Origin of the sequence: Nodularia sp. UHCC 0506 (genome assembly GCF_034931045.1) — a bacterium.
In the GTDB taxonomy this organism is placed as follows: domain Bacteria; phylum Cyanobacteriota; class Cyanobacteriia; order Cyanobacteriales; family Nostocaceae; genus Nodularia.
This window is the reverse complement of the sequence record NZ_JAYGHH010000029.1, coordinates 38481-59957: the sequence shown is the minus strand read 5'-3', so window position 1 is coordinate 59957 and position 21477 is coordinate 38481. Positions and strand designations below refer to the sequence as shown.

The following is a 21477-nucleotide window of genomic DNA, read 5'->3' as shown; positions in this document are numbered from 1 at the left end:
GTTAACTGCTGTGGGATTTGATCGGCAACTCTTGGAAACTGCCCTGAAATCGGGACGTGGGGATACTTATTTACCATCCTCCCTACATATTTTTGAAAGTGTTCCCTCAACTAATCAAACCCTGTGGGACTTGTTGAAACATGGGGCGGATAAAAAATCTGTAGTAATTGCCACTCAGCAGACTGCTGGTAGAGGACAATGGGGCCGTCAGTGGAATTCTCCCACTGGGGGATTATATCTTTCGGTGGGTCTTGTTTCTAAACTAGAAGCTACTGCTAGTTATCAACTCACCTTAGCCAGTGCTTGGGGAATTGCCTCTGCGCTACGTCAGTGCGGTGTAAGTGTGGGCATTAAATGGCCTAATGACCTAGTATTGCACGGTCGCAAGCTCGGCGGCATTTTGACGGAAACAAAAGTCCACAATGGACAGATCATACAAGCAGTGATTGGTGTCGGCATTAACTGGGCTAACCCAGTCCCCGATACTGGCATCAATCTCGAATCCTGGCAAATTTCCCAGCCTACTCAGGCTATCTCTGGTTTAGAAATGCTCACTTCTACAGTTTTATTGGGAATAGAATCCGGTATACAGTGTCTCTACCAAGAAGGAGTAAGTGTACTCTTGTCTAGATATTTAGATTTGTTGACAAATATCGGTGAGCAGGTATATATCAATAATCTTTTAGGCACTGTCATCGGCGTAAATTCACAGGGGAATCTTCATGTATCTTTTGAAACAGATGATTCAAATGAAATAAAAATACCAGAAATTTATGTCGAACCCGGTACAATCAGTTTGGGTTACTCTAAATCTTCTGTTTTATTATAGGTTTGTTCAAAATTTCGCTCATTGGGCAAGACAAACCACTGACATCATCTCTTGAGACTAATTTAAAACAACTGAGAGAAACAATGACGCAGCGCCATAAATCTGCCCATAACCATTTAAACAACTCATCAAGACCACATCCTTACGGAAAGCTGTTCCACATTTACGCATCTACGCTACCAGCACAAAGCTTTTTTCTGCTGAGTAGTGTTAGTTTCTTAAGTGGCGGCTTGGCAATTGCTCAAACAGAAACAGGTATAGATAATATTGTTCCCACTGTTGAAAGCTCTCAACCAACAGTATTTATCCCAGCTAAGATCAAAAAAGAAACTGTTTCTTCGGCGCTATCTCAACCGCAGCCAGAAGTTGCAGAAAAGCAAGCTGATTTGAGGCAAAGACTACGTAACAGACAAGAGGTTTCCACTCCCAAAGCAAATGTGAGTCAGCAGAAGCCCAAAGTTGAGGTTTCCACTCCCAAAGCAAATGTCACTTTGGAGAAGCCCAAAACAGAAGTAGCCCAACCGGGGAAACTCCGAACATTACCGGAAAAACTACCAGAAATCGCCCGACCATCAAATAACACAAACAGCAACACTAGTACAACCGCAGACAAAACCAGGGATTATAAAAACGCCTATATTGATCCTAACAATTACAACACCAATACTGCGGCTACTTATCAAGCCCCCAAATCTGTGGTGTTAACAGAACGCTCTAGTGGTTGCCAAACCGTTTTACCCTCTGGGCAAACTATATCACTCAGTAATTGCGCTCAAACACCCCAGGATTCTTCCCGTAATCAACGAGTAGCTAATTCTGATGGTCAAACAACACCCAACTGGCTGAAAGCTAGTCAAAATAATCAGGTAGCGAAGGTTGGAGCAGTTCGACCAGTAGCCACTAATAACAGCAACAGCAAATGGAGTCCTCATCAGAGTGCATCTAGTGGTGCTAGTACAACTGCTTATCGCCCGAATCGGTTTATCCCTAACCCCAGCGATTTTGCCACTGCATCTCCTATTGTATCTCGTGGTGAAACTCTAACCCCACCCATAACAGCAGCGAAGACTGCACCCCGACCTAGTACAGTAGCTTACGACTTTCAATTAGCATCTGTACTGCCACAAATTCCCTTCACTGGGAGACTTGCTTATCGTGGCGATGGGGGCATGATGTTTCCCCTTTCCATACCTGCTCGCATTAGTTCTGTGTTTGGCTGGAGAATTCATCCAATTTCAGGCGATCGCCGCTTCCACGCCGGTACAGATTTAGCAGCGCCAACGGGTACACCAGTAGTAGCCGTAGCAGCAGGTACAGTACAAAATGCCAACTGGATGGGTGGTTATGGTTTAACCGTTACTGTTAATCACGCTTCTGCTCAACAAACCCTCTATGCTCATTTGTCAGAACTTTTTGTTCAACCCGGTCAAAGAGTAGAACAAGGAACCGTCATTGGGCGAGTGGGTAGCACTGGTAACTCTACAGGGCCTCACCTACACTTTGAAGTCCGCCACCTCAAACCAGAAGGTTGGGTTGCTGTTGACTCAGGTGTACAATTACAAGTCGCCCTCAGTCAGATGGTACAAGCTTTACAAACAGCTCGCGTTACCCAAGACCCAGATAGCTAGTACCGCAAGGCTGGAGTCAAAAGTCAATCAATTTTGGATTTTAGATTGACGATTTTAGATTTGTTCGGCCTACAAGGGGCGGGGCTTGTACCGACGAAATAATCGATAATCCATAATCCAAAATTTAAAATTGGCACGGTCAAATGTTAAGCAACTTGGCTTCCCCTGCTTTCTTGTAGAGACGCGATGAATCGTGTCTCTACTTACTCCCTAATTACGAATACCCATGTTCTGCTAAAAACTCAGGTGTAACTATATCGGTTTGTGGGTGTTTTTTGCTAGGGGAAAGAAATTTCTCTACATATTTGCCGAGAATATCTCCTTCTAAATTTACCCAACTGCCAGAGACAAGATAGCGGAGATTTGTGTCCTCATAGGTGAGGGGAATTACTGCCACTGTAAACTGAGACAATTCTGGCTCATACTCAGCTACCGTCAGGCTGATACCATTCACAGCAATGCTACCTTTGGGGACAATATACCGCGCGATCGCTCCGGGTGCAGTAAAAGTCATTTCCCAAGAACTCGCCGTTTGTGCGGCCGTTACCAATTGACCAACACCATCTACATGACCCATGACAAAGTGACCCCCGACTTTACCCCCCACCCGCAGCGAAGCTTCTAAGTTGACGTATCCCTGTTGTGTTTGCTCTTCTCCCAAAGTTGTGCGGCGTAGAGTCTCCGGTGAAGCCGTGGCAATAAACCCATTGTTTAAAATCTTCTCTACTGTTAAGCAAACTCCATCTACAGCCACGCTGTCGCCATAAGCCAAATCCTGCATAATGACAGCAGAGGACTGACTTACAAAAGTAATTTGCCACGAATCGCCCCCTACGGGTTTCATCGTTCCTAATGCTTGGATTAATCCTGTAAACACGGCTTTTTTCTCAAACTAATTCTATTTATTGTCTAATTTTGCGAAAAATCCACTGTAATTCTGACATTAATGCCGAACATATTAAGTATAATTTCTGACCGTTCTTATTATAGATTTATTAACACATTCGCATCATTCACAAGGCATACTTGGTTAATAAGGTTATTGTCTAAGTAGACCACTTTGACTTACTCTGGTGTTCACAACAAGTTCGGAGTTTAATAGAAGTAATTATAGAGAACAATGCTTATGTTTATTCCCGCCCTCAAATTACCCGAAAAAACAGTATTATTTGTTACACAGCACCCAATCATTAAAAGGATTGTAGAGGCTTAGGCAATGATTGAAATGAGAGTCGCTGGCATAGCATTAGATGCCATAACCCGCAGTCCCATTGTACTTTTGAAGGATGCTTCAGATCGGCGGGCTTTACCAATCTATATTGGACAGGAACAGGCGAGGGCAATTATGGGTGCGCTAGAAAATCAAAAGCCTCCCAGACCGTTAACACACGACTTAATAGTGAATCTTTTAGAGTCATGTTCCATGATTCTCGAAAAAGTAATTATTCACTCCTTACAAAAGGACACATTTTATGCGGCCTTAATTGTCCAGCAAGGCGAAATCAAGAAAGAAATTGATGCACGTCCCAGTGATGCGATCGCAGTTGCTCTCCGTACAAATGCCCCAATCTGGGTCATGGAAGAAGTGGTTTCCGATGCTTCAATCCCTGTCGATCGCGACGCAGATGAAGCAGAACAGCAAGCCTTCCGTGAATTTATCTCCAATCTTCGCCCCGAAGATTTAATCAAGGGCTTTGGTAATGGCGATAGCTAGATAGAGGCAGGGGTGCAGGGTGCAAGGGGCAGGGGGCAGGGGGCAGGGGGCAGGGGGCAGGGCGCAGGGGGCAGGGGGCAGGGCGCAGGGGGCAGGAGGGGATCAGAAACTTACTCAGCACTCTTTGTCCGGGCGGGTTTACTAAGGATTTCGACGAACCACAGACTCACTGCTTCAACCCGCCCCTACCCACTCAAAACTTTCCCCACTCAGCACTCAGCACTCAGCACTTTTCATGCAATATCGACGCTTTGGCAAAACTAACCTGTACCTCTCGGTTTTTTCTTTAGGAACAATGCGCTACCTGGCTGATCCTGAAAATGCACAGCAGACAATAGCCGCAGCTTTAGCGCTGGGAATAAATCACCTAGAAACAGCTAGAGGTTATGGCAAAAGTGAGGAGTATCTTGGTGCAGCGATCAAAGACGGATTATCATTACCCCGTTCTCAGGTTTATATCACCACCAAAATCCCGCCTACCGTTGATGCTGATAGTATGCGTCGGTGCATCAATGAATCCCTCGAACGATTAAATCTAGATTATCTAGACTGCTTAGGTATTCATGGCTTAAATACTTGGGAGCATCTTCAGTGGGTGCAAGCCAACGGTGGTTGCATGAAAGCCGTTCAGGAAGCTGTTGATGACGGCCGAGTGCGGCACGTTGGTTTTTCCACCCACGCTTCATTAGATATAATTTTAGCGGCAATTAATACAGATTTATTTAAATTTGTCAATCTGCATTATTACTATTTTTTTCAAAAAAATGCCCAAGCAATTCAGTTAGCTACCCAAAAGGACATGGGTATTTTTATAATTTCCCCGGCTGACAAGGGAGGTCGCCTCTACACGCCACCCCAAACATTAATAGACCTATGTCAGCCTTATTCACCTTTAGCATTAAATTATCGATTTTTACTCAGTGACCATCGGATTACTACTTTGAGTGTAGGGTCAGCGAATCCAGGTGAATTGATAGAACCTCTACAGGTTGCTGATAGTGACCACCAATTAACACATTCAGAAAAATTAATCTTTGAACGGTTAGAAAAACATCAAAAAGCTGCTTTAGAAATTGATCAATGTAGTCAGTGTTATGCTTGTTTACCCTGTCCAGAAAATATCAATATTCCCGAAGTATTACGGTTAAGAAATCTTGCGGTAGCTTATGATATGACGGACTATGGAAAATATCGTTATGGAATGTTTGAAAATGCTGGTCACTGGTTCCCTGGAATGAAAGCTAACCGTTGTACAGAATGCGGTGAATGTTTACCTCGGTGTCCAGAAAACTTAAATATTCCCGCTTTGCTAAAAGATACTCACGAAAGGTTAAGTGGGAAACAGAGGAGAAGACTTTGGGAATAATTCGTAGTTCGTAATTCGTAGTTCGTAATTCGTAATTCGTAATTAACGGGATTGTCTCACTTTTTTACAAATTATGATTTCCTATTTTCATAGTTTTGTTTTAACCAGGATGTATATTCTCCTGAGCGTACCTGATTAATCCAATCTGAGTTATTCAGATACCATTGTACAGTTTTTAATAAACCACTATCAAAGTTTTCTTGAGGTTGCCAGCCTAATTCATCACTTATTTTACTACAGTTAATTGCATATCTTCTGTCATGTCCTGGACGGTCTTTAACAAAGGTAATTAAAGAAGAGTGGGAAAAATCAGATTTAGGGGCTAATTCATCCAAAATAGCACAAATTTTTTCAACAACTATCAAATTAGTTTGTTCGTTAATTCCACCAATATTATAAGTTTCTCCAATTTTACCCTGTTGCAAAACTAGGTTAATGGCTTCGCAATGGTCGATAACATAAAGCCAATCTCTGATATTTTGCCCATCCCCATATATAGGTAATGATTTACCTTCCATTGCATTGAGGATAGTTAAAGGAATCAGCTTTTCTGGAAACTGACGCGGACCATAATTGTTGGAGCAATTTGTAGTTAAAGTCGGTAATCCATAAGTGTGATAGTAAGCTCTTACAAAATGATCAGATGCTGCTTTCGAGGCTGCATAAGGACTATTGGGTGCATAGGGTCTATCTTCGCAAAAGGCTGGATCTTTTGGATTAAGTGAGCCGTATACTTCATCTGTAGAGATGTGCAGAAAGCGAAATTTTTCTTGTTTTGAATCTGATAGTTTTTCCCAATAAAATCGACCGGCTTCTAACAGCTTAAATGTACCTATTACATTAGTCTGGATAAAATCTTGAGGATTCAAAATAGAACGATCAACATGGCTTTCAGCAGCAAAATTGATAATTGCATCTGGCTGATACTTTTCTAATAAATAAGCAACTAACTCTACATTACCAATATCTCCTTGCACAAAATGATAGTTTTTATCACCTTGTAACTCAGCTAAAGTTCCTAAATTACTAGCATAAGTTAATTTATCTAAATTAATAATATTAGCCCATTCTAATTGTCTTGCTAGGAGAACAAAATTAGATCCGATAAATCCAGCACCACCTGTAACTAATACTGTTTGCATATCTTCTCAAAAATTAACCTAAATTTAGCAATTAACGCTCCCTTTTTCCTCTGACCTCTGCGTCCTTTGTGGTTAGTTCCTCTTTAAACAAACAACTAACAATAAAAATTGAATGTAGCTCATCGATCCACCTAAATTTTGAAAGCAAACAAATCACCAGAATAGAAACTTTTGTCAATTTCATCTTGCTGGAGTCCCACAGAAGCAGTAGTAATATAAAGTGTTCGCAAATCTTCACCCCCAAAAGTGCAACTAGTCACCAGTGGTACAGGTAAGTTTATCCTGAATATCTCCTCACCATTGGGGCTAAAACGAATCACACAATAGCCATTCCACATTGCTGACCAAATGTAGCCTTCGCTATCTATAGTCAACCCATCAGGATTGAAGGTTTCATGAGTTAAATCAACTACAGTCCGGCGATTACTAATATTACCTGTAACCGAGTCGAAATCGTAAGCGTAGATTTTTTGTTGCGGCGAATCAGTCAAATAAAATGTTTTTTGATCAGGACTCCAACCCAAACCGTTAGAAATAGTTAATCCTGTTTCCATAACGTGTAGTAAACCATCATGGTCATATCGGTACAAACTAGCTTGATTTGGTTCTGAAGACATGGAACCAATCCAAAAACGTCCTTGAGGGTCGCATTTACCGTCATTAAGGCGGTTATTTTGTCTATCAGGTTCAATTTCGATAATAGTGGTAACTAAGCCTGTCTGGGTGTCGAGGAATGCTAATTCATGGCGCAGTGCGATTAGTAATCTATTATCCCCGACTTGGGCGATCGCACCTACTACGTCTCCCACATCAAAATACTCATCTTTACCTGTGGTGGGATAAAATCTATGGACTCGATGGTTAAATATATCAACCCAGTACAGCAATTGCTGAGTAGAATCCCAGATGGGGCTTTCAGCTAACCGGGCGCGTACCTCTAAAACGTTATATAGTGAATTTGGTAATAATTCCGTCATAGCTATTAAAAATTGACCAAATAATTACTAATTCGTAATTCGTAATTAAATGGGTATAAGCCCCCACTGATTCTAACTACGAATTACGTAAAGCCTGCGGCATAGCTTCCCTTAGAGCGTAGCTCCTCTGAAAGAGGCATGATCAATTACGAATTATTTTGACTTTCCATGTTACTAGAACACAGAAAGCCAAAGATAGGAAATCTCTAGACAGCTTGTAAAATCTCTTCATCCATAGAGAAATCAATTTCAGCTTTATCCCGACCAGTTTTGAGATAATCGTTTTCGAGGGAATCAGCCAGCCCGGAAATTAAATCATATTTAGGTGTCCAAGCTAATTCTGTCATGGCTTTATTCACTGATGCAAAGAAATGTTGCACTCGCATGGGAAAAGCTTTGCGCTTGCCAAAATCAAATTTTTTGGGGTCATAATGCACAATTTTGACTGTATCTGGTGATTTACCAGCAGCTATAGCACAAGCACGGGCTAAACCATCAAAGGTGACAAAGCGATCGCCGGAAATATTATAAATTTGTTTTATGGCTTGTTGATTGCCGATTACCTGTGTCATCGCCGTGGCTAAATCTTTGACATGACCTAACTGAGTAATATGTAACCCATTACCAGGAATGGGTATGGGGCGATCGCGCACAATTCTATCAAAAAACCAGCTTTCCAAATCATTATAATTTTGCGGCCCATAAATATAAGTCGGGCGAATGGAAGTAAAAGGTAAATTCTGTTGAATGAGGTAAGCCTCCGTTTCATGCTTACCCCGGTGACGACTTTTGGGATCGACTGCATCGCCTTCTATGTGAGGTAATTGGTCAGATTTGAGATATACTCCAGCAGAACTCATATAAACAAAATGTTGTACTTTGTCGGCAAAAATTTCTGCTAATGGTTGAGTATCAGTAAGTTCGCGGCCGTTATTGTCAAAAATGACATCAAACTTTTCTTGTGATAATCTTTCTTTTAATAGAGTAGCGTGAGTGCGATCGCCTATAATTTGTCCTACTCCCGGCAACGAAGGTAGAGGACGATTACCACGATTGAACAGTACCACTTCATGTCCTTGCTCAACCAATAGTTGAGTTAAGTAAACACCAATGAACCTAGTACCACCCATGATCAAAATTCGCATAAATTCCCTGTTTTTAATTTTTATGTGTTTTCAACAGCTAAAAGCTAGAGGTTCCCCAATCCCCAGTACAGCAAAGCATAAATAGGTATACCATTTCCAAAAGTTCAAAATCCCCAACCCCAGACTTTTGAATTTTGATTTTTGACGAACGCCTTGCGGCACTAGTCCCCAATTTGAGGTTATCAGGTTGCTGTATCTAGATGGAAACTCTTTTGAAAGAATTACGTCTTATTTTCAATCTGGTGCAGATCCAACGTCTTATTCGCACAAAAAACTTTTCAGTTAGCTCCATAACTTGTTAAGTTTTTTTATCTATTAAAGTTAGCTGTGTCCTTGAAATACGCTTTGGTTCATGAGTGGCTGACACCGCAAGCTACAGGCGGTTCAGAACTAGTTGTGCAGGAAATTCTCAATCATATTGATGCCAATTTATACGCGCTGATTGATTTTGAATCCAGCAATCCTGAGAGTTATTTATACAAACGTCAGATTGGCACAACCTTTCTCCAACACTTGCCTTATGCCCGTAATGGTGTACAAAAATATTTGCCTTTGTTGCCATTGGCTATCGAACAATTAGACTTACGGCAGTATGACGTAATTCTATCTTCATCCCACGCTGTCGCCAAAGGAATTCTGACAACTTCCGACCAGTTGCACATTTGTTACTGCCATAGCCCCATGCGCTATGCTTGGGACTTAACTTTTGATTACCTGCACCAAAGCAAGTTAGGAAAGGGTTTAGTGGGCTGGGTAACTCGATATTTACTGCATCGTTTGCGCCAGTGGGATGTATTGAGTGCCAATCGCGTTGATTACTTCATCGCTAATTCTGAGCATACAGCTCGTCGGATTTGGCGCTGCTATCGGCGAAAAGCAAAAGTCATTTATCCCCCAGTCGATATTGATAGTTGGCCATTTTTGCCTCAAAAAGAAGACTTTTATCTCGTAGTTTCCAGGTTAGTGAGTTATAAGTATGTATTCTTAATTGTCAAAGCTTTTAATCAATTAAAACTACCATTAGTAATTATTGGTACAGGGCCAGAAATGCTACAAATTCAGGAAATAGCTAATTCTAATATCCAAATACTGGGATGGCAACCCGATGATGTGGTAAAAAAATATATGGCCAGAGCTAAAGCCTTTGTGTATGCAGCTTGCGAAGATTTTGGCATTGCCTTAGTTGAAGCACAGGCTTGTGGGACTCCAGTCCTGGCCTACGGTGCTGGAGGTGCTTTAGAAAGTGTCCGTGATTTGCGCTCTTGTCAGGATACAGCAACAGGCATATTTTTCAATACACAAACAGAAACAGCAATTATGGAGGCAGTAGAAAAATTTGAAATTTATCAAAGTTCTTTCAATCCTGAGTATATGCGATCGCACGCTTCCCAGTTTTCATTAGCAGTTTTTGCTGAACGCTATTTAGAATTTATCCATCAATGTAATAGAGAAAAAATCTCAATAAAGAAATGAACAAAATTTAGATATAACTAATTATTTTTTGGGCTTTTGGCAATTTATTCCCAGAAGCAGTTCATTTTGGCTTTAAGATTGGGACTATGTGTGGTGTGGATTATTAAGGAGTATAATGACTGCCCAGAGCTCACTCCTCTCCGGTAAGCGATACCTACCCTTCAGGAATGGCAAAGCCCAACGGCAAGATACTAGTGCGTCTACGCGGACTTTTTTAAGACGCGGCCAAAAAACAAAAACGCCTAAGCCCAAACCCAGAGGTTTGTCTGTTCAGGGTTTAAACGGAGAGTTCGCTAAACGACTGTTTGATATAATTTTTTCCTTGTTGGTGTTGATTTTGTTCTTCCCCGTCTATTTAATTTTGTCCTTACTGATTGCTTTTAGCTCAGAAGGTCCAATTTTTTATATCCAAAAACGGGTAGGGAAAAATTACAAGACCTTCAACTGTATTAAATTCCGCACAATGGTGAGCAATGCCGACGAAATGCTCATGCAAATGATGGAAACCTCGCCCCAGTTAAAACAAGAATTTGAGAGCAGTTTTAAGCTCAAAAAAGACCCACGGATTACTAAAATTGGTCAATTCCTGCGAATTACCAGTTTGGACGAATTTCCTCAGTTCTGGAACGTACTCAAAGGAGATATGAGTGTTGTTGGTCCTCGCCCCTTAGTAGAGTCAGAACTTGCCAAATATGGTTGTCATATTGATCATATTTTAACCATCCGTCCAGGAATCACTGGATTATGGCAAGTTTCTGGACGTAATGATATTCCTTACCCCAGAAGAGTCCAAATAGACTTGCATTATGTCAAATTTAGAAATTTCTGGCTGGATTTATGGATAATATTGAAAACAATTGATGTGGTGATTCTCCCCAAAAATAACGGTGCATATTGAAGAGGTAGGGAGACGGGCTTGCTGTCAAAAGAAGTAAAGCAGAGAGCAGGGACAAAGACACAGACGGAGTTTATCACCCGCCCCAATACCGGGGGAACGGTTGTTAAGTAACCGGAAGTTGAAAGTTATTTCTAACTCCCTTTGTTCCTCACTCCCTGCCCTACTCCCCCCTGGTGTTCACACTGAAAACCTCGCATTTGCCAAGCTTGCATATCTACTTCAGCAAGCCTTGTGACATTTGAGCATTTTGGCCGGACAATATGACTAAGTACTGCCCAGAATAAACTCCGGGTGACATCTAGCCCAGTTTTCCATCCAGATTCATAATTCCCCGGAATGCCTTGCTCTTCAACGATATCCGGCTCAACCCAAATGCCATGCGCGCCTAAAAGAATTTGTGCCATCCATTTAGCTCTGGGTAGGTGAGTTTGTGAAGTCACCAGCTTGACCTTATGTACTCCCCATTGCCGCAAAATGGGAATCCCATAGTAAAAATTCTCAAAAGTTGAATCAGCACAATTTTCTAACCAAACGTTTTGTAACTCTGCTGCTTGCCTATGAAAAATTAGCCATATACATGGCGGTTGGGAACCACTAGAAATTAAAACTGGAATTTGTGGATACTTTGATGTTTCTTGGGTAACATAAATTTCTCGGCGAATACTACCACCCAGGACAAAAAAGGCATCTACTGGCATAGACGATGCCCAAACTAGAGTTATAGTAGTAAAAATTAGCCAACAACCAAATATCAAGCAGAAGCCACAAGAAATTTTTTGTAGCCATTGCCACTGTTTATGGAATTTTTGCAAGGGAGAAATTGACGAATTGTTTGTAAATTTATGTCTCATGACATAGGTAATAAAAGGTTGGTTCAATAATATCGATTAAGCCTACAATTAAGTCAGCGAAATGCTATCTTATAAAAATAATATTAGGGTGTAAAGCTAATATCTATAAAATTGTCATCATAAGTTCACAGTAACGTTACTGTAACTTCATCGTGACATATTAGACTACGAAAAAGCTAACCATAGCAGTAATCATTGTTAATTAACTATTCAAGAATGATTAGGAGAAAATGATGAAGGGAACGTAGATGAACATTAAGCGTAAGAACTGAAAATTTTCCCAAACGCCTGATTGCTAAACTGTCAATAACACAACTATATTCCACTGAGATACATGAACCAATCTGCGAAACGTTACTCGCCGCTCCAAGTAGTCTTGATTGGTGGAGCGATTGCCACGACCGCCACTGTCTCTGTATTTGGCTCTGCTTGGACTCGCTGCGTTCTTGCCGCCTTACAAGATAGCCCCAAAGCGTTAGTTGACCAAGTATGGCAATTGGTAAATCGTGAGTATGTTGATGGCAGTTTTAATCAACAAAATTGGCTAGCCACTAGACAAAGCTTGTTAAGTAAAGAATACACTTCTAATGAACAAGCTTATGTGGCAATTCGTGAAGCTTTGCAAAGACTGGGTGATCCTTACACGCGGTTTATGGACCCCAAGCAATATCAAGCTCTCACTAACCAAACATCCGGCGAAGTCTCCGGGATTGGCATTCGCATGGAAATCAATGACCAAACCAAGCGTCTGACCATCTTGGAAGCTATCGAAAATTCTCCGGCGCTCAAAGGTGGGATCAAAGCAGGTGATGAGATTTTGGCAATAGATGGCAAATCTACTGAAAACATGGCAGTGGAAGAGGCATCCGAGTTAATTCGCGGTCAGGTTGGTACTCCAATCACGCTACAACTAGGAAGGTCGGGACAGAGTGCTTTTGATGTGCAGCTGACACGGGCAACAATTGAAGTTCCAACAGTGCGTTATACCCTCAAACAAGAAGGTAATCGTCGCGTTGGCTATATCCGTTTGCGGGAGTTTAGTGGCCATGCATCCGACCAAATGCGCCGGGCTATTCGAAATTTAAATTCTCAAAAAGCTGATGCGTTTGTTTTAGATTTGCGTGGTAATCCTGGTGGTCTGTTAAATTCCAGCATTGAAATTGCTCGGATGTGGTTAGATGATGGTGGGATTGTCCGCACTGTTAACCGTGCAGGAGGTAGTGAGCTAAGTAAGGCTAATCGTACCGCTCTGACTCAAAGACCTTTAGCGGTACTAGTAGATGGCAATTCAGCTAGTGCTAGCGAAATCCTGACTGGAGCGCTGAAGGATAATAACAGAGCAGTAGTGATTGGTAGTCAGACTTTTGGTAAAGCAATGGTGCAATCTGTTCATGAACTTGCAGATGGTTCAGGCTTGGCAATTACCATTGCTCATTATTATACCCCTAAAGGCACAGATATTAATAAAAAAGGGATTATACCAGATATCAAGCTAGACTTGACGGCGGCACAAGAGCGTCAATTGGCGACTAATCCAAATTTAGTTGGGACTCAAAACGATCCGCAATATGCCAGAGCGATCGCAGTTCTATCAAGTAAAAACTTTGCTCAACCCCCAAGCAGACAAACTAACCAACCGATCAGTTCTGGTGCTAGAGATTTAAAATTTTAAATTAGGAGGATGCGGAACTGGAAATACTAGTGCCAGATGGCGTTCGTCAAAAATCAAAAGTCAAAAGTCCACAATCTGATATCGAGGCTTTTTATTGATTTAAGATCGTTGTACTACTTACGCCACGCTGTACTAGTTAGTAATCCCATCCTTTCATTTCATATTTTATGAATCAGCCAGTTGATGCAACTACTACCAACAGTTTCTTGCCAATGGTATCGGTGGTTGTTCCTATTTATAACGGTGAAGCAGATTTACCAGACTTAATTAAGTGTCTGCAATCTCAAACCTACCCTCAAGACCGGGTGGAGTATTTACTGGTAGATAATAACAGCAGCGATCGCACTTTGAGCCTTTTACAAGCAGCTGCGGAAAATTTCCCTGTCATTAAGGTTTTAAGCGAAAACCAAATTCAAAGCTCTTATGCTGCCCGAAATACTGGAATCCGTGCAGCTGTGGGCGAAATTATCGCTTTTACAGATGCTGATTGTCATCCCCAACCCCAATGGCTACATTCGTTAATCCAGCCTTTTATTGAGTCAAGTGTGGTCATAGTGGCTGGTGAAATTGCGGCGCTACTGGGCAACACTCTCTTAGAGAAATACGCAGAACGTAAAGAAACTTTATCCCAGAAACATACTCTGGCTAATTCCTTTTGTGCTTACGGACAGACTGCTAATTTAGCAATTCGCCGCATGGCTTTAGAAAAATCAGGTCTATTTCGACCATATCTAACTACTGGAGGCGATGCCGATATTTGTTGGCGGATTCTATTGTCCAATATCGGGCATTTAGAATTTGCTCCAGATGCAATTATCCAGCATCGTCACCGTACCACAATCAAGGAACTAGAAAGCCAATGGCGACGCTATGGACGTTCTAATCGCTATCTACATGAACTACATGGTATAAAATTAATGCCTGGGATGACAACTAAAAATTATAGTTATCGTTTAGCACGTTGGTTATTGAAGGAACTACCAAGGGATATTTTGCAGGCGATCGCAGGTAAAGCCACTCTTGTAGATTTATTAAGTACTCCGATTGGTTTGTTCACTGCTAGAGCGCGGTTTATTGGGCAAAGAGATGCTAAGTTGCCAGAGAATGCCAAAAATATAGATTGGCTTTGACACTTAATTTAACCAATACCTACCAAGTTTCGCTAAATTGGAAAAAGGTAAACATAGGAAAACTTAAATGTCAGCACAATTGTTACTGGTAGATGATGAACCGGGATTGCGGGAAGCTGTGAGAGACTACTTACAAGAAAGCGGTTTCAGCGTTCAAGTTGCCAGTAACGCCCGTGAAGGCTGGGATTTGATGCAGCAGAATACACCTGATTTAGTGATTTCTGATGTCATGATGCCTCAAGTGGATGGCTATCAATTCTTGAAACAACTGCGAGACGACCCCCGTTTTCAATCAGTCCCAGTGGTATTTTTAACTGCTAAAGGCATGACAGGCGATCGCATACAAGGCTATCAAGCAGGTGTTGATGCTTACCTACCTAAGCCTTTCGATCCTGATGAGTTAGTGGCTATAGTGGAGAATTTACTGTCTCGCCACCTCACAAAGATTACCAGTACTGGTGAAGAGAGCGAAACCATTGACATTGCTGAACTAGCTAATCAGATTGCTCAAATTAAAGCTTTGTTAACTCAAAGAAGTGCCATTTCTCAGTCCCCAGCCCCATTTAAAATTGATTTGACTCCCAGAGAGCAAAGCGTTTTAAATCTAGTAGCGGAAGGGCTAATGAACAAAGAAATCGCTCGCCGTTTAGAAACCAGTGTTCGTAACGTCGAAAAATACGTTAGCCGTTTGTTTAGTAAAACTGGTACTAATAGCCGTACTGAGCTAGTGCGTTTTGCATTAGAACACGGTCTGGCTAAGTAGGGCTGGCTGAATAAATGACAAATCCACTTTCTTCAAGGCTTTTAGCAATCAATAATGCCTAAACCATCTTGGCGGTTGCTAGAGCCGAAATTTATGCTTTTAACTTGTGAAGTTTGACTTCAAAGGTAGCTGTATTACCAAATAGGGCTGGCTGAAGAAATCTAAAAACATTACAGGTAAAGGATTTTAGCCTGTTTGAAATTGAAAAAGTGCAAGCTTTTATGAAGTGGGAACTCGAAAACCTTGCATTTAAGTTTGATTCAAAGGAAAAATTTTCCCTACTAAACTCTTGAAACTGTTCCCTGTTCCCTGTTCCCTGTTCCCTAATCTCCACAGATAACTTATTCAGCAAACCCCAAATATTTCTGCAAATCGAAGCGAAACCCTGATTAAAGCACTTGTACTAAAACTTCCAAAACTTTTACCCGCTTTAAAATTAGGTATTAGTCTATAAAGTAGATGCTCGATGATTTCCGTAGTGCAAACGGTTAAATTACTGTGTAGATGCTATTTGAGGCTTCTCAAAGAGTAGGGTGAACTATAATCTGTCTTCCTAAAGTAAAGTTATACAAGCTAACCTTTGACGACACTACATAGAAAACAATGAACTAATTGCAAATAAGTTCACTATTTTATACTCAGTTGATGATTTTACTATTACTCAATTACAATTTGAGATTTTTAGTTTTTTGATTATTGACTATTGTCAACTGCATTACGTAAGCGCATCAATTGGCGGCGCATTTGCGGTGAAGCCTTAAACTCAGAGATTTCTTGAGCCTTCACAGATGCTTGCAGCATTTCCAAAAATTCGTCCGAGCCTTCTGTCAATGCGTCTAATAACACTTGTAATAATTGCTCGCGATCGCCTAATAAACTTTTCTCTTCAACCAACCGAAACTTGAGATGTAGTTCGCACTCATAAACACCTACTTCAAGATTATTTATCTGGCGTGGTAATGCTTTGGAGTTCATAATTTTGAGGATTGCTTTACTTAATGGTCGTGAAAGTGAGGAATTGTCTCCCCAGCCAAAATACTTTATATTTTGTTCTAATTCATAGCACCGGAATTAAAAGTCGTTCTTCAATCCACAACAGTTGCATTATATATTCACTCTCCTGTCTTTTTTCCTAACTAGACTTCAAGGGTTAATCGTGATATTCCTGAACCAGATGTGCTTTTAGGTAAACCATAACTATTATTCAGTTTTTGGGATCTTATACAATAAAGTTTCTGTAAGAACTTGTCCTTACTTTTTAAAGGTTTTTACAACAACTTTATTTTTCAGCTAATAATAGTTTGCATTTTTACTTAATTTACGGTGATTTTACGTAAAAAAAATTGCTTAAAGATTTGATTTTATTATAGCCAGAGCTAGTTGTAATATAATTAAGTAAAACTACCCGATGTACGTTTTATTCAACCGGAAAATTTTAGAGATTCTGATCATAAATTCAGTCCGACTAACATCAAATTGTTACAATATATCGCAGCTTTAAGGGAATGTATTTAAGTAGAGTACCTAATTTTGGACTCTTTGAGAGCTAATGAGTACAAATACTCGGAATTTAGGCTTTCAGAGAAATTTGTCAGAGCTACAAAATCATTTTGGGTCTAAATCTCTCACCATCTGCCTTGATAACTGATTTAAGCCCAGACATAAGGTCTACAATTATTTCAGTGTAATTAAAGCAAACCTTACGCCTTTATATGGACAACCCGATGCTGCTCAAGTCCACAACCCGGCATATCCGAATTTTCGCGGCAGAAATTGACCGGGATGGCGAACTGGTTCCTAGCAATCAGGTCTTAACGTTGGATATTGACCCAGATAACGAATTTAATTGGAATGAAGACGCTCTACAAAAGGTTTATCGCCAGTTTGATGAGCTAGTAGAAGGATCTAGTGGCGTTGATCTCACAGATTATAACTTACGCCGCATTGGATCAGACTTGGAGCATTATTTGCGATCGCTCCTACAAAAAGGTGAAATCAGCTACAATCTCTCAGCTCGTGTCACCAATTACAGCATGGGACTTCCTCAAGTCGTCGCTAACGAAAATCAATAGGGATTTTTAACTTCTCATCCCCTGGGGCATGGTATCGCCACGCCCCTAAAACTTCCTCAAGGAAAAACTTCAAATTTTTTGGCTCTCAACACATTTCCCAAACCGCGTATTATAATGGATTTATGAACCTCATGGGTCCGTCACGGTTTCGACAGGTTGGCGAACGCTACTCTGTGATTCAGGTCGAGAGTGAGTCTCCTCTCGAAAATCAAAGGCTCAAAACAAAAAGTAAATGCGAATAACATCGTTAGCTTTGCTCGTAAGCCTGCTCTAGTAGCAGCTGCCTAAAAACCTCTTACAGGTTCGAGCGTCTCTGGTTTGACTCCGTTAAGGACTAGAGACCAACCCCCAACGGACGCTCTAACAAGTGTTCTCTGGTTGGCTTGTTAGCTAAGACTTAATCAGAGCATCCTACGTTCGGGATAATGAACGATTCCCGCCTTGAGGGTTAGAAAGGCTAAACCTGTGAATGAGCGGGGTGTAAATACCCAATTTGGACAGCAGTTCGACTCTGCTCGGATCCACTATAAATCAAAAACAAGTCCACCAAGCACTCAAAAGTTTAGGTGGATTTTGTTTTGCGGTGCAGAAAAATTAAGAATTTTGTGCCGAGTACGGTAAAGCCCTGGGGCTTAGAACAGCATATAAACCACGTGAAATCAAAGTTTGGAGCAATCAGCACTGTCCTAACCATCTTGGGAGTTGCTATATGGACTGCCAATTCAAAAAAGATTTTATTGCTGAGGTAGGTAGAGCCGCAGGGGAAATCAAGCACAAATATGGTTTGACGAAATGGGGAAATTTATTTCCTGGAAATCCCGTCCCATACTATATATATATTTTCATGATTTAAGCGGCAAAACTAGCTATAAAAGTGAAAATTTCGGGTAAGCTAACAACAACCGGAAAAATTTAACAGGGGTACACGCATGGCCAGGAGAAGACCCAAACCGGAAGTTGCATCAAAAACAATTTGGGAATGTATACAGCAAGGTTGTCAAAATTGCCATCAAGAGATGTGGCATGAGTACGATAATTATCGCCATGTAAAAACCCTTAAGGGCGTGGTGCAACTACGTTTAAAAATTCGGCGCTGCCAAAATCCAGTATGTGAAAGCTTTCGACTTAATTAGGCAAATTTGAAATTTTCTCCTCTCAATTACCTGATTCCACTTCGGTGGACTCATTTAGTATAACCGGATTTTTTCGGGTATCGGGTTTCTGTTGAAGGGGAATCTGAATCACAAATTCAGATCCACACCCAGGTGCTGAATAACACTTGAATTTACCATGATGGAGTTCTGTGATAATTCGGTAACTAATTGATAACCCTAAGCCCGTTCCTTTGCCAACATCTTTGGTTGTAAAAAATGGGTCAAATAATTTTCCTTTAACTTCTTCATTCATTCCTGAAGCGTTATCAATAAACCGAATTTCCACCCATTGGTTATTAATAATATTTGTACAAATACGAATTTGTGGATTTTTATTTGTCAGTGCTTCATTATCATTAGTTTGTCCACGAACAATTGACAGATCATTATTTATTAATGACTCTTCTAAAGCATCTATAGCATTAACTAAAATATTCATAAATACTTGATTTATTTGTCCAGGACAACATTCTATTAATGGCAATTTACTATAGTTTTTAATTATTTGAATGCCTTCTTTATTAGTTGGAGATGCTTTAATACGTTGATTTAAAATAATTAATGTACTATCAATGCCTTCATGAAGATTTACTGCTTTAAACTCCGCCTCATCTAAGTGAGAGAATGTACGCAGGGATTTAACAATTTCTATAATTCTTTCTGCTCCTATATTCATAGACTTAAAAAGTTTTACAGAATCTTGCTTGACAAATTCAAGCTCCATGATTTCAATTTCTTGTTTGATTGTGTCTACTGGGTTAGGATAATACTTTTGATAAAGTTCTATTAATCTGAGTAAATCTTGAAAATAATTGTTAGCATAAGTTAAGTTACCGTAGATAAAGCTAACTGGATTATTAATTTCATGAGCAATTCCAGCTATCAGAACTCCGAGAGCAGACATTTTTTCAGATTCTACCAGTTTAATCTGCAAATTTTGGAGATTGGCTAATGCAGTTTCTAGTTCATCACCTCTTTTTTTTAAAGCAATTTGCGAATCTTCTAATTCCCTAATTACACTTTTAAACATAGATTCTCTGAGGTCACTAGCATTTTCAAGTTGTTTTCGATCTGCTTCTGAACGATCAAGTTTTTTCTGGAGAATCCGAATATCTTTCTCTAAAAGTTTTATTTTAAAAATATAGTCATTATGCTCCATAATTTTCTACTTTGTTCCCAAAAGTAGAGTAACAAAAGTTTCTTGGTGATAGTAAGTCGAACCTTGATGTTCTAATGGAGCAAATTCCCCATAAGTATAAAATCCACAAACAGGTACTTCTGGAGAGAGTAATTTTTTGACGAGTTGATATTCTTCCTTTGCTCTTGTACCTAAAACCCAACGGCGACAGCAACAAGAAAATAATAAAACGGCTTCTGGTTCTGTTCCCGGATAATTTTCTAAGGCATTTTTTAATGAAACTTCAGAAGCCATAATAACTTCGTCCCGACTGATATCTGTAATTTGTATTGTGGCTTGTTCTGGAATATTTCCTAAAAAATTGATGCTTCCATTCTCAACGTTATAAGTGTTAGGCACTCGCATATAGTAGAGATGGCTATTTTCTTTATAGACTGCTAATGGATTTTCCGCAGTCGGTGCGCGATCGCCTAAATAGCGGGCATAAAATTCCAATGCTGATTTACCATTAACCTCATAAAGAACGGTTCCCTCAGCCTTGGTGACAATGCTTTGCTGACCAATTGGTTGCCAACCACAGCCAACTCCATAAGAAAATTTAATATCTCCCGAAAAAATCAGAACTGGTAAAGAGTCTGTGAGAACTTCTTTGCCAAAAAATTGGTAAGTTTTTTTAAATCTAAACTGATCTCCAGCCGTTCCACCCAAAATAGGAACTTGCGAACCCAAAGCTAGCTTAAGACCCTGAAGAATTAGCTCTCCATCAGTGGTTGAAGCATCTTCTAAGTAGCTGGCAGGTATGGATATACATAGTTTTGGAGCATGAGTGCTTTTCTCAGTTGCTTGTTGCACTGCTTGGTGAGCAGAGGCTAGAGGATTAGCCTTTGTTTTATACCCCACACCAGCAGAGATTTGTACAGTGTCAGAACAAAAGAGCATTAGCGTCAAAGAATCTTGCTGAAACCCTAAGACTGAGGATATTTCGCCATCTGTAGTGCAACCAATTAAATCCATTTCAGGAAATATCTGGTTAATTTCTTGAAGAATAAGAGCGTGGTCAAAATCAATGGCTGCAAATAAAATACCCGCCTGGGGTATGACACCTGCTAAATCTTGAGAACATTGTTCTAAAACTTCTTGTATTGCATCTTGAGACTCTGGATCTTCACTATGACCAACAACAACTTTTAGCATTTTTAGCTCCTATCTTCGGTAAGATAAGTGTAACCAATTACCTTAATGAGTGACAAGGGGAGTCACTCTATTTTGAATTCATCTCTCCTTTATAAAGAAGAAGCTGAAACATTGAAAAATTTGGCGCTATGGTACTTATTATGCTAAGACTTTAGGTAAAATAAAAATTCATACATATCTAATTTAGAAATAATCAAGATTTTTAAATCTATATCTTAAACATTTAAACAACTTCAAATTGTTATTGGTTTCTGTGATAGTAACGCTGTTTGTTCTATTGTCAAAGTAAACAATGATTTCACCAAACTAATGAATAATAGTATTGTTGTTA

At 40.3% G+C, this 21477-nt stretch carries 19 protein-coding genes and 1 other RNA gene; 12 read left to right on the top strand and 8 right to left on the bottom strand.

What is annotated here, in order from left to right; all coding sequences use genetic code 11:
• Nucleotides 1-10 precede the first annotated feature (10 nt).
• Nucleotides 11-829 (top strand): biotin--[acetyl-CoA-carboxylase] ligase, encoded by an 819-nt coding sequence (locus VB654_RS16105; protein ID WP_323214786.1) that lies wholly within the window; start codon nucleotides 11-13, stop codon nucleotides 827-829.
• Nucleotides 830-912: 83 nt separating this feature from the next.
• On the top strand, nucleotides 913-2457 hold the full coding sequence (locus VB654_RS16100) for a M23 family metallopeptidase (RefSeq protein ID WP_323214785.1): 1545 nt from the start codon (nucleotides 913-915) through the stop codon (nucleotides 2455-2457).
• 214 nt (nucleotides 2458-2671) lie between these two features.
• Here VB654_RS16100 and VB654_RS16095 read toward each other — a convergent pair whose 3' ends face one another.
• The gene (locus VB654_RS16095) at nucleotides 2672-3334 is read right to left on the bottom strand and encodes a riboflavin synthase (protein ID WP_323214784.1); all 663 of its coding nucleotides are present in this window, start codon (nucleotides 3332-3334) and stop codon (nucleotides 2672-2674) included.
• Between the two features lie 339 nt (nucleotides 3335-3673).
• Here VB654_RS16095 and VB654_RS16090 point away from each other — a divergent pair, with 339 nt between their 5' ends.
• Both VB654_RS16090 and VB654_RS16085 read left to right on the top strand, forming a co-directional pair.
• Nucleotides 3674-4171 (top strand): bifunctional nuclease family protein, encoded by a 498-nt coding sequence (locus tag VB654_RS16090; RefSeq protein ID WP_271941547.1) that lies wholly within the window; start codon nucleotides 3674-3676, stop codon nucleotides 4169-4171.
• Nucleotides 4172-4406: 235 nt separating this feature from the next.
• A complete protein-coding gene (locus VB654_RS16085; RefSeq protein ID WP_323214783.1) occupies nucleotides 4407-5537 on the top strand; it encodes an aldo/keto reductase in 1131 nt (376 codons plus the stop codon).
• A 71-nt stretch (nucleotides 5538-5608) separates the two neighbouring features.
• On the opposite strand, the gene rfbB is transcribed toward VB654_RS16085, so the two are convergent.
• From rfbB to VB654_RS16070, 3 genes are all read right to left on the bottom strand, one after another.
• Nucleotides 5609-6679: a dTDP-glucose 4,6-dehydratase gene (gene rfbB, locus VB654_RS16080; RefSeq protein WP_323214782.1), complete on the bottom strand. Its 1071-nt coding sequence runs from the start codon at nucleotides 6677-6679 to the stop codon at nucleotides 5609-5611.
• A gap of 131 nt (nucleotides 6680-6810) precedes the next feature.
• Nucleotides 6811-7656, bottom strand: coding sequence for an SMP-30/gluconolactonase/LRE family protein (locus tag VB654_RS16075; RefSeq protein ID WP_323214781.1), 846 nt, complete (start codon nucleotides 7654-7656; stop codon nucleotides 6811-6813).
• 206 nt (nucleotides 7657-7862) lie between these two features.
• On the bottom strand, nucleotides 7863-8801 hold the full coding sequence (locus tag VB654_RS16070; protein WP_323214780.1) for an NAD-dependent epimerase/dehydratase family protein: 939 nt from the start codon (nucleotides 8799-8801) through the stop codon (nucleotides 7863-7865).
• Between the two features lie 327 nt (nucleotides 8802-9128).
• On the opposite strand from VB654_RS16070, the gene VB654_RS16065 reads away from it, so the two are divergent.
• Both VB654_RS16065 and VB654_RS16060 read left to right on the top strand, forming a co-directional pair.
• Entirely contained in the window at nucleotides 9129-10274 is a 1146-nt protein-coding gene (locus tag VB654_RS16065; protein ID WP_323214779.1) for a glycosyltransferase, read from the top strand.
• Between the two features lie 115 nt (nucleotides 10275-10389).
• Complete coding sequence (locus VB654_RS16060) at nucleotides 10390-11172, top strand: sugar transferase (RefSeq protein ID WP_323214778.1); 783 nt, start codon at nucleotides 10390-10392, stop codon at nucleotides 11170-11172.
• 131 nt (nucleotides 11173-11303) lie between these two features.
• Here VB654_RS16060 and VB654_RS16055 read toward each other — a convergent pair whose 3' ends face one another.
• Nucleotides 11304-12023 carry a YdcF family protein gene (locus VB654_RS16055; protein WP_323214777.1) on the bottom strand — a complete coding sequence of 240 codons (720 nt, stop codon included), beginning with the start codon at nucleotides 12021-12023 and terminating at the stop codon, nucleotides 11304-11306.
• Between the two features lie 334 nt (nucleotides 12024-12357).
• On the opposite strand from VB654_RS16055, the gene ctpB reads away from it, so the two are divergent.
• The 3 genes from ctpB to VB654_RS16040 all read left to right on the top strand — a co-directional run bounded on the left by ctpB (nucleotide 12358) and on the right by VB654_RS16040 (nucleotide 15588).
• Complete coding sequence (gene ctpB, locus VB654_RS16050) at nucleotides 12358-13695, top strand: carboxyl-terminal processing protease CtpB (RefSeq protein WP_323214776.1); 1338 nt, start codon at nucleotides 12358-12360, stop codon at nucleotides 13693-13695.
• Nucleotides 13696-13862: 167 nt separating this feature from the next.
• Nucleotides 13863-14825, top strand: a complete 963-nt coding sequence (locus VB654_RS16045) for a glycosyltransferase (protein ID WP_323214775.1) — start codon at nucleotides 13863-13865, stop codon at nucleotides 14823-14825.
• A gap of 67 nt (nucleotides 14826-14892) precedes the next feature.
• Nucleotides 14893-15588, top strand: coding sequence for a response regulator transcription factor (locus tag VB654_RS16040; RefSeq protein WP_323214774.1), 696 nt, complete (start codon nucleotides 14893-14895; stop codon nucleotides 15586-15588).
• A 693-nt stretch (nucleotides 15589-16281) separates the two neighbouring features.
• Here the strand turns inward: VB654_RS16040 and VB654_RS16035 are convergent.
• Nucleotides 16282-16563, bottom strand: a complete 282-nt coding sequence (locus VB654_RS16035; RefSeq protein WP_323214773.1) for an Npun_R1517 family heterocyst differentiation transcriptional regulator — start codon at nucleotides 16561-16563, stop codon at nucleotides 16282-16284.
• Nucleotides 16564-17300: 737 nt separating this feature from the next.
• Between VB654_RS16035 and VB654_RS16030 the strand changes: the two genes are divergently transcribed.
• The 3 genes from VB654_RS16030 (at nucleotide 17301) to VB654_RS16020 (ending at nucleotide 18793) form a co-directional block, all read left to right on the top strand.
• The gene (locus VB654_RS16030; RefSeq protein WP_323214772.1) at nucleotides 17301-17660 is read left to right on the top strand and encodes an NAD(P)H-quinone oxidoreductase subunit M; all 360 of its coding nucleotides are present in this window, start codon (nucleotides 17301-17303) and stop codon (nucleotides 17658-17660) included.
• Between the two features lie 133 nt (nucleotides 17661-17793).
• Nucleotides 17794-18187, top strand: a transfer-messenger RNA (tmRNA) gene (gene ssrA / locus VB654_RS16025).
• Nucleotides 18188-18589: 402 nt separating this feature from the next.
• The gene (locus VB654_RS16020; RefSeq protein WP_323214771.1) at nucleotides 18590-18793 is read left to right on the top strand and encodes a hypothetical protein; all 204 of its coding nucleotides are present in this window, start codon (nucleotides 18590-18592) and stop codon (nucleotides 18791-18793) included.
• Between the two features lie 22 nt (nucleotides 18794-18815).
• Here the strand turns inward: VB654_RS16020 and VB654_RS16015 are convergent, their stop codons facing one another.
• Nucleotides 18816-19973: a sensor histidine kinase gene (locus VB654_RS16015; protein WP_323214770.1), complete on the bottom strand. Its 1158-nt coding sequence runs from the start codon at nucleotides 19971-19973 to the stop codon at nucleotides 18816-18818.
• A 6-nt stretch (nucleotides 19974-19979) separates the two neighbouring features.
• Nucleotides 19980-21146: an FIST signal transduction protein gene (locus VB654_RS16010; RefSeq protein WP_323214769.1), complete on the bottom strand. Its 1167-nt coding sequence runs from the start codon at nucleotides 21144-21146 to the stop codon at nucleotides 19980-19982.
• Nucleotides 21147-21477 lie beyond the last annotated feature (331 nt).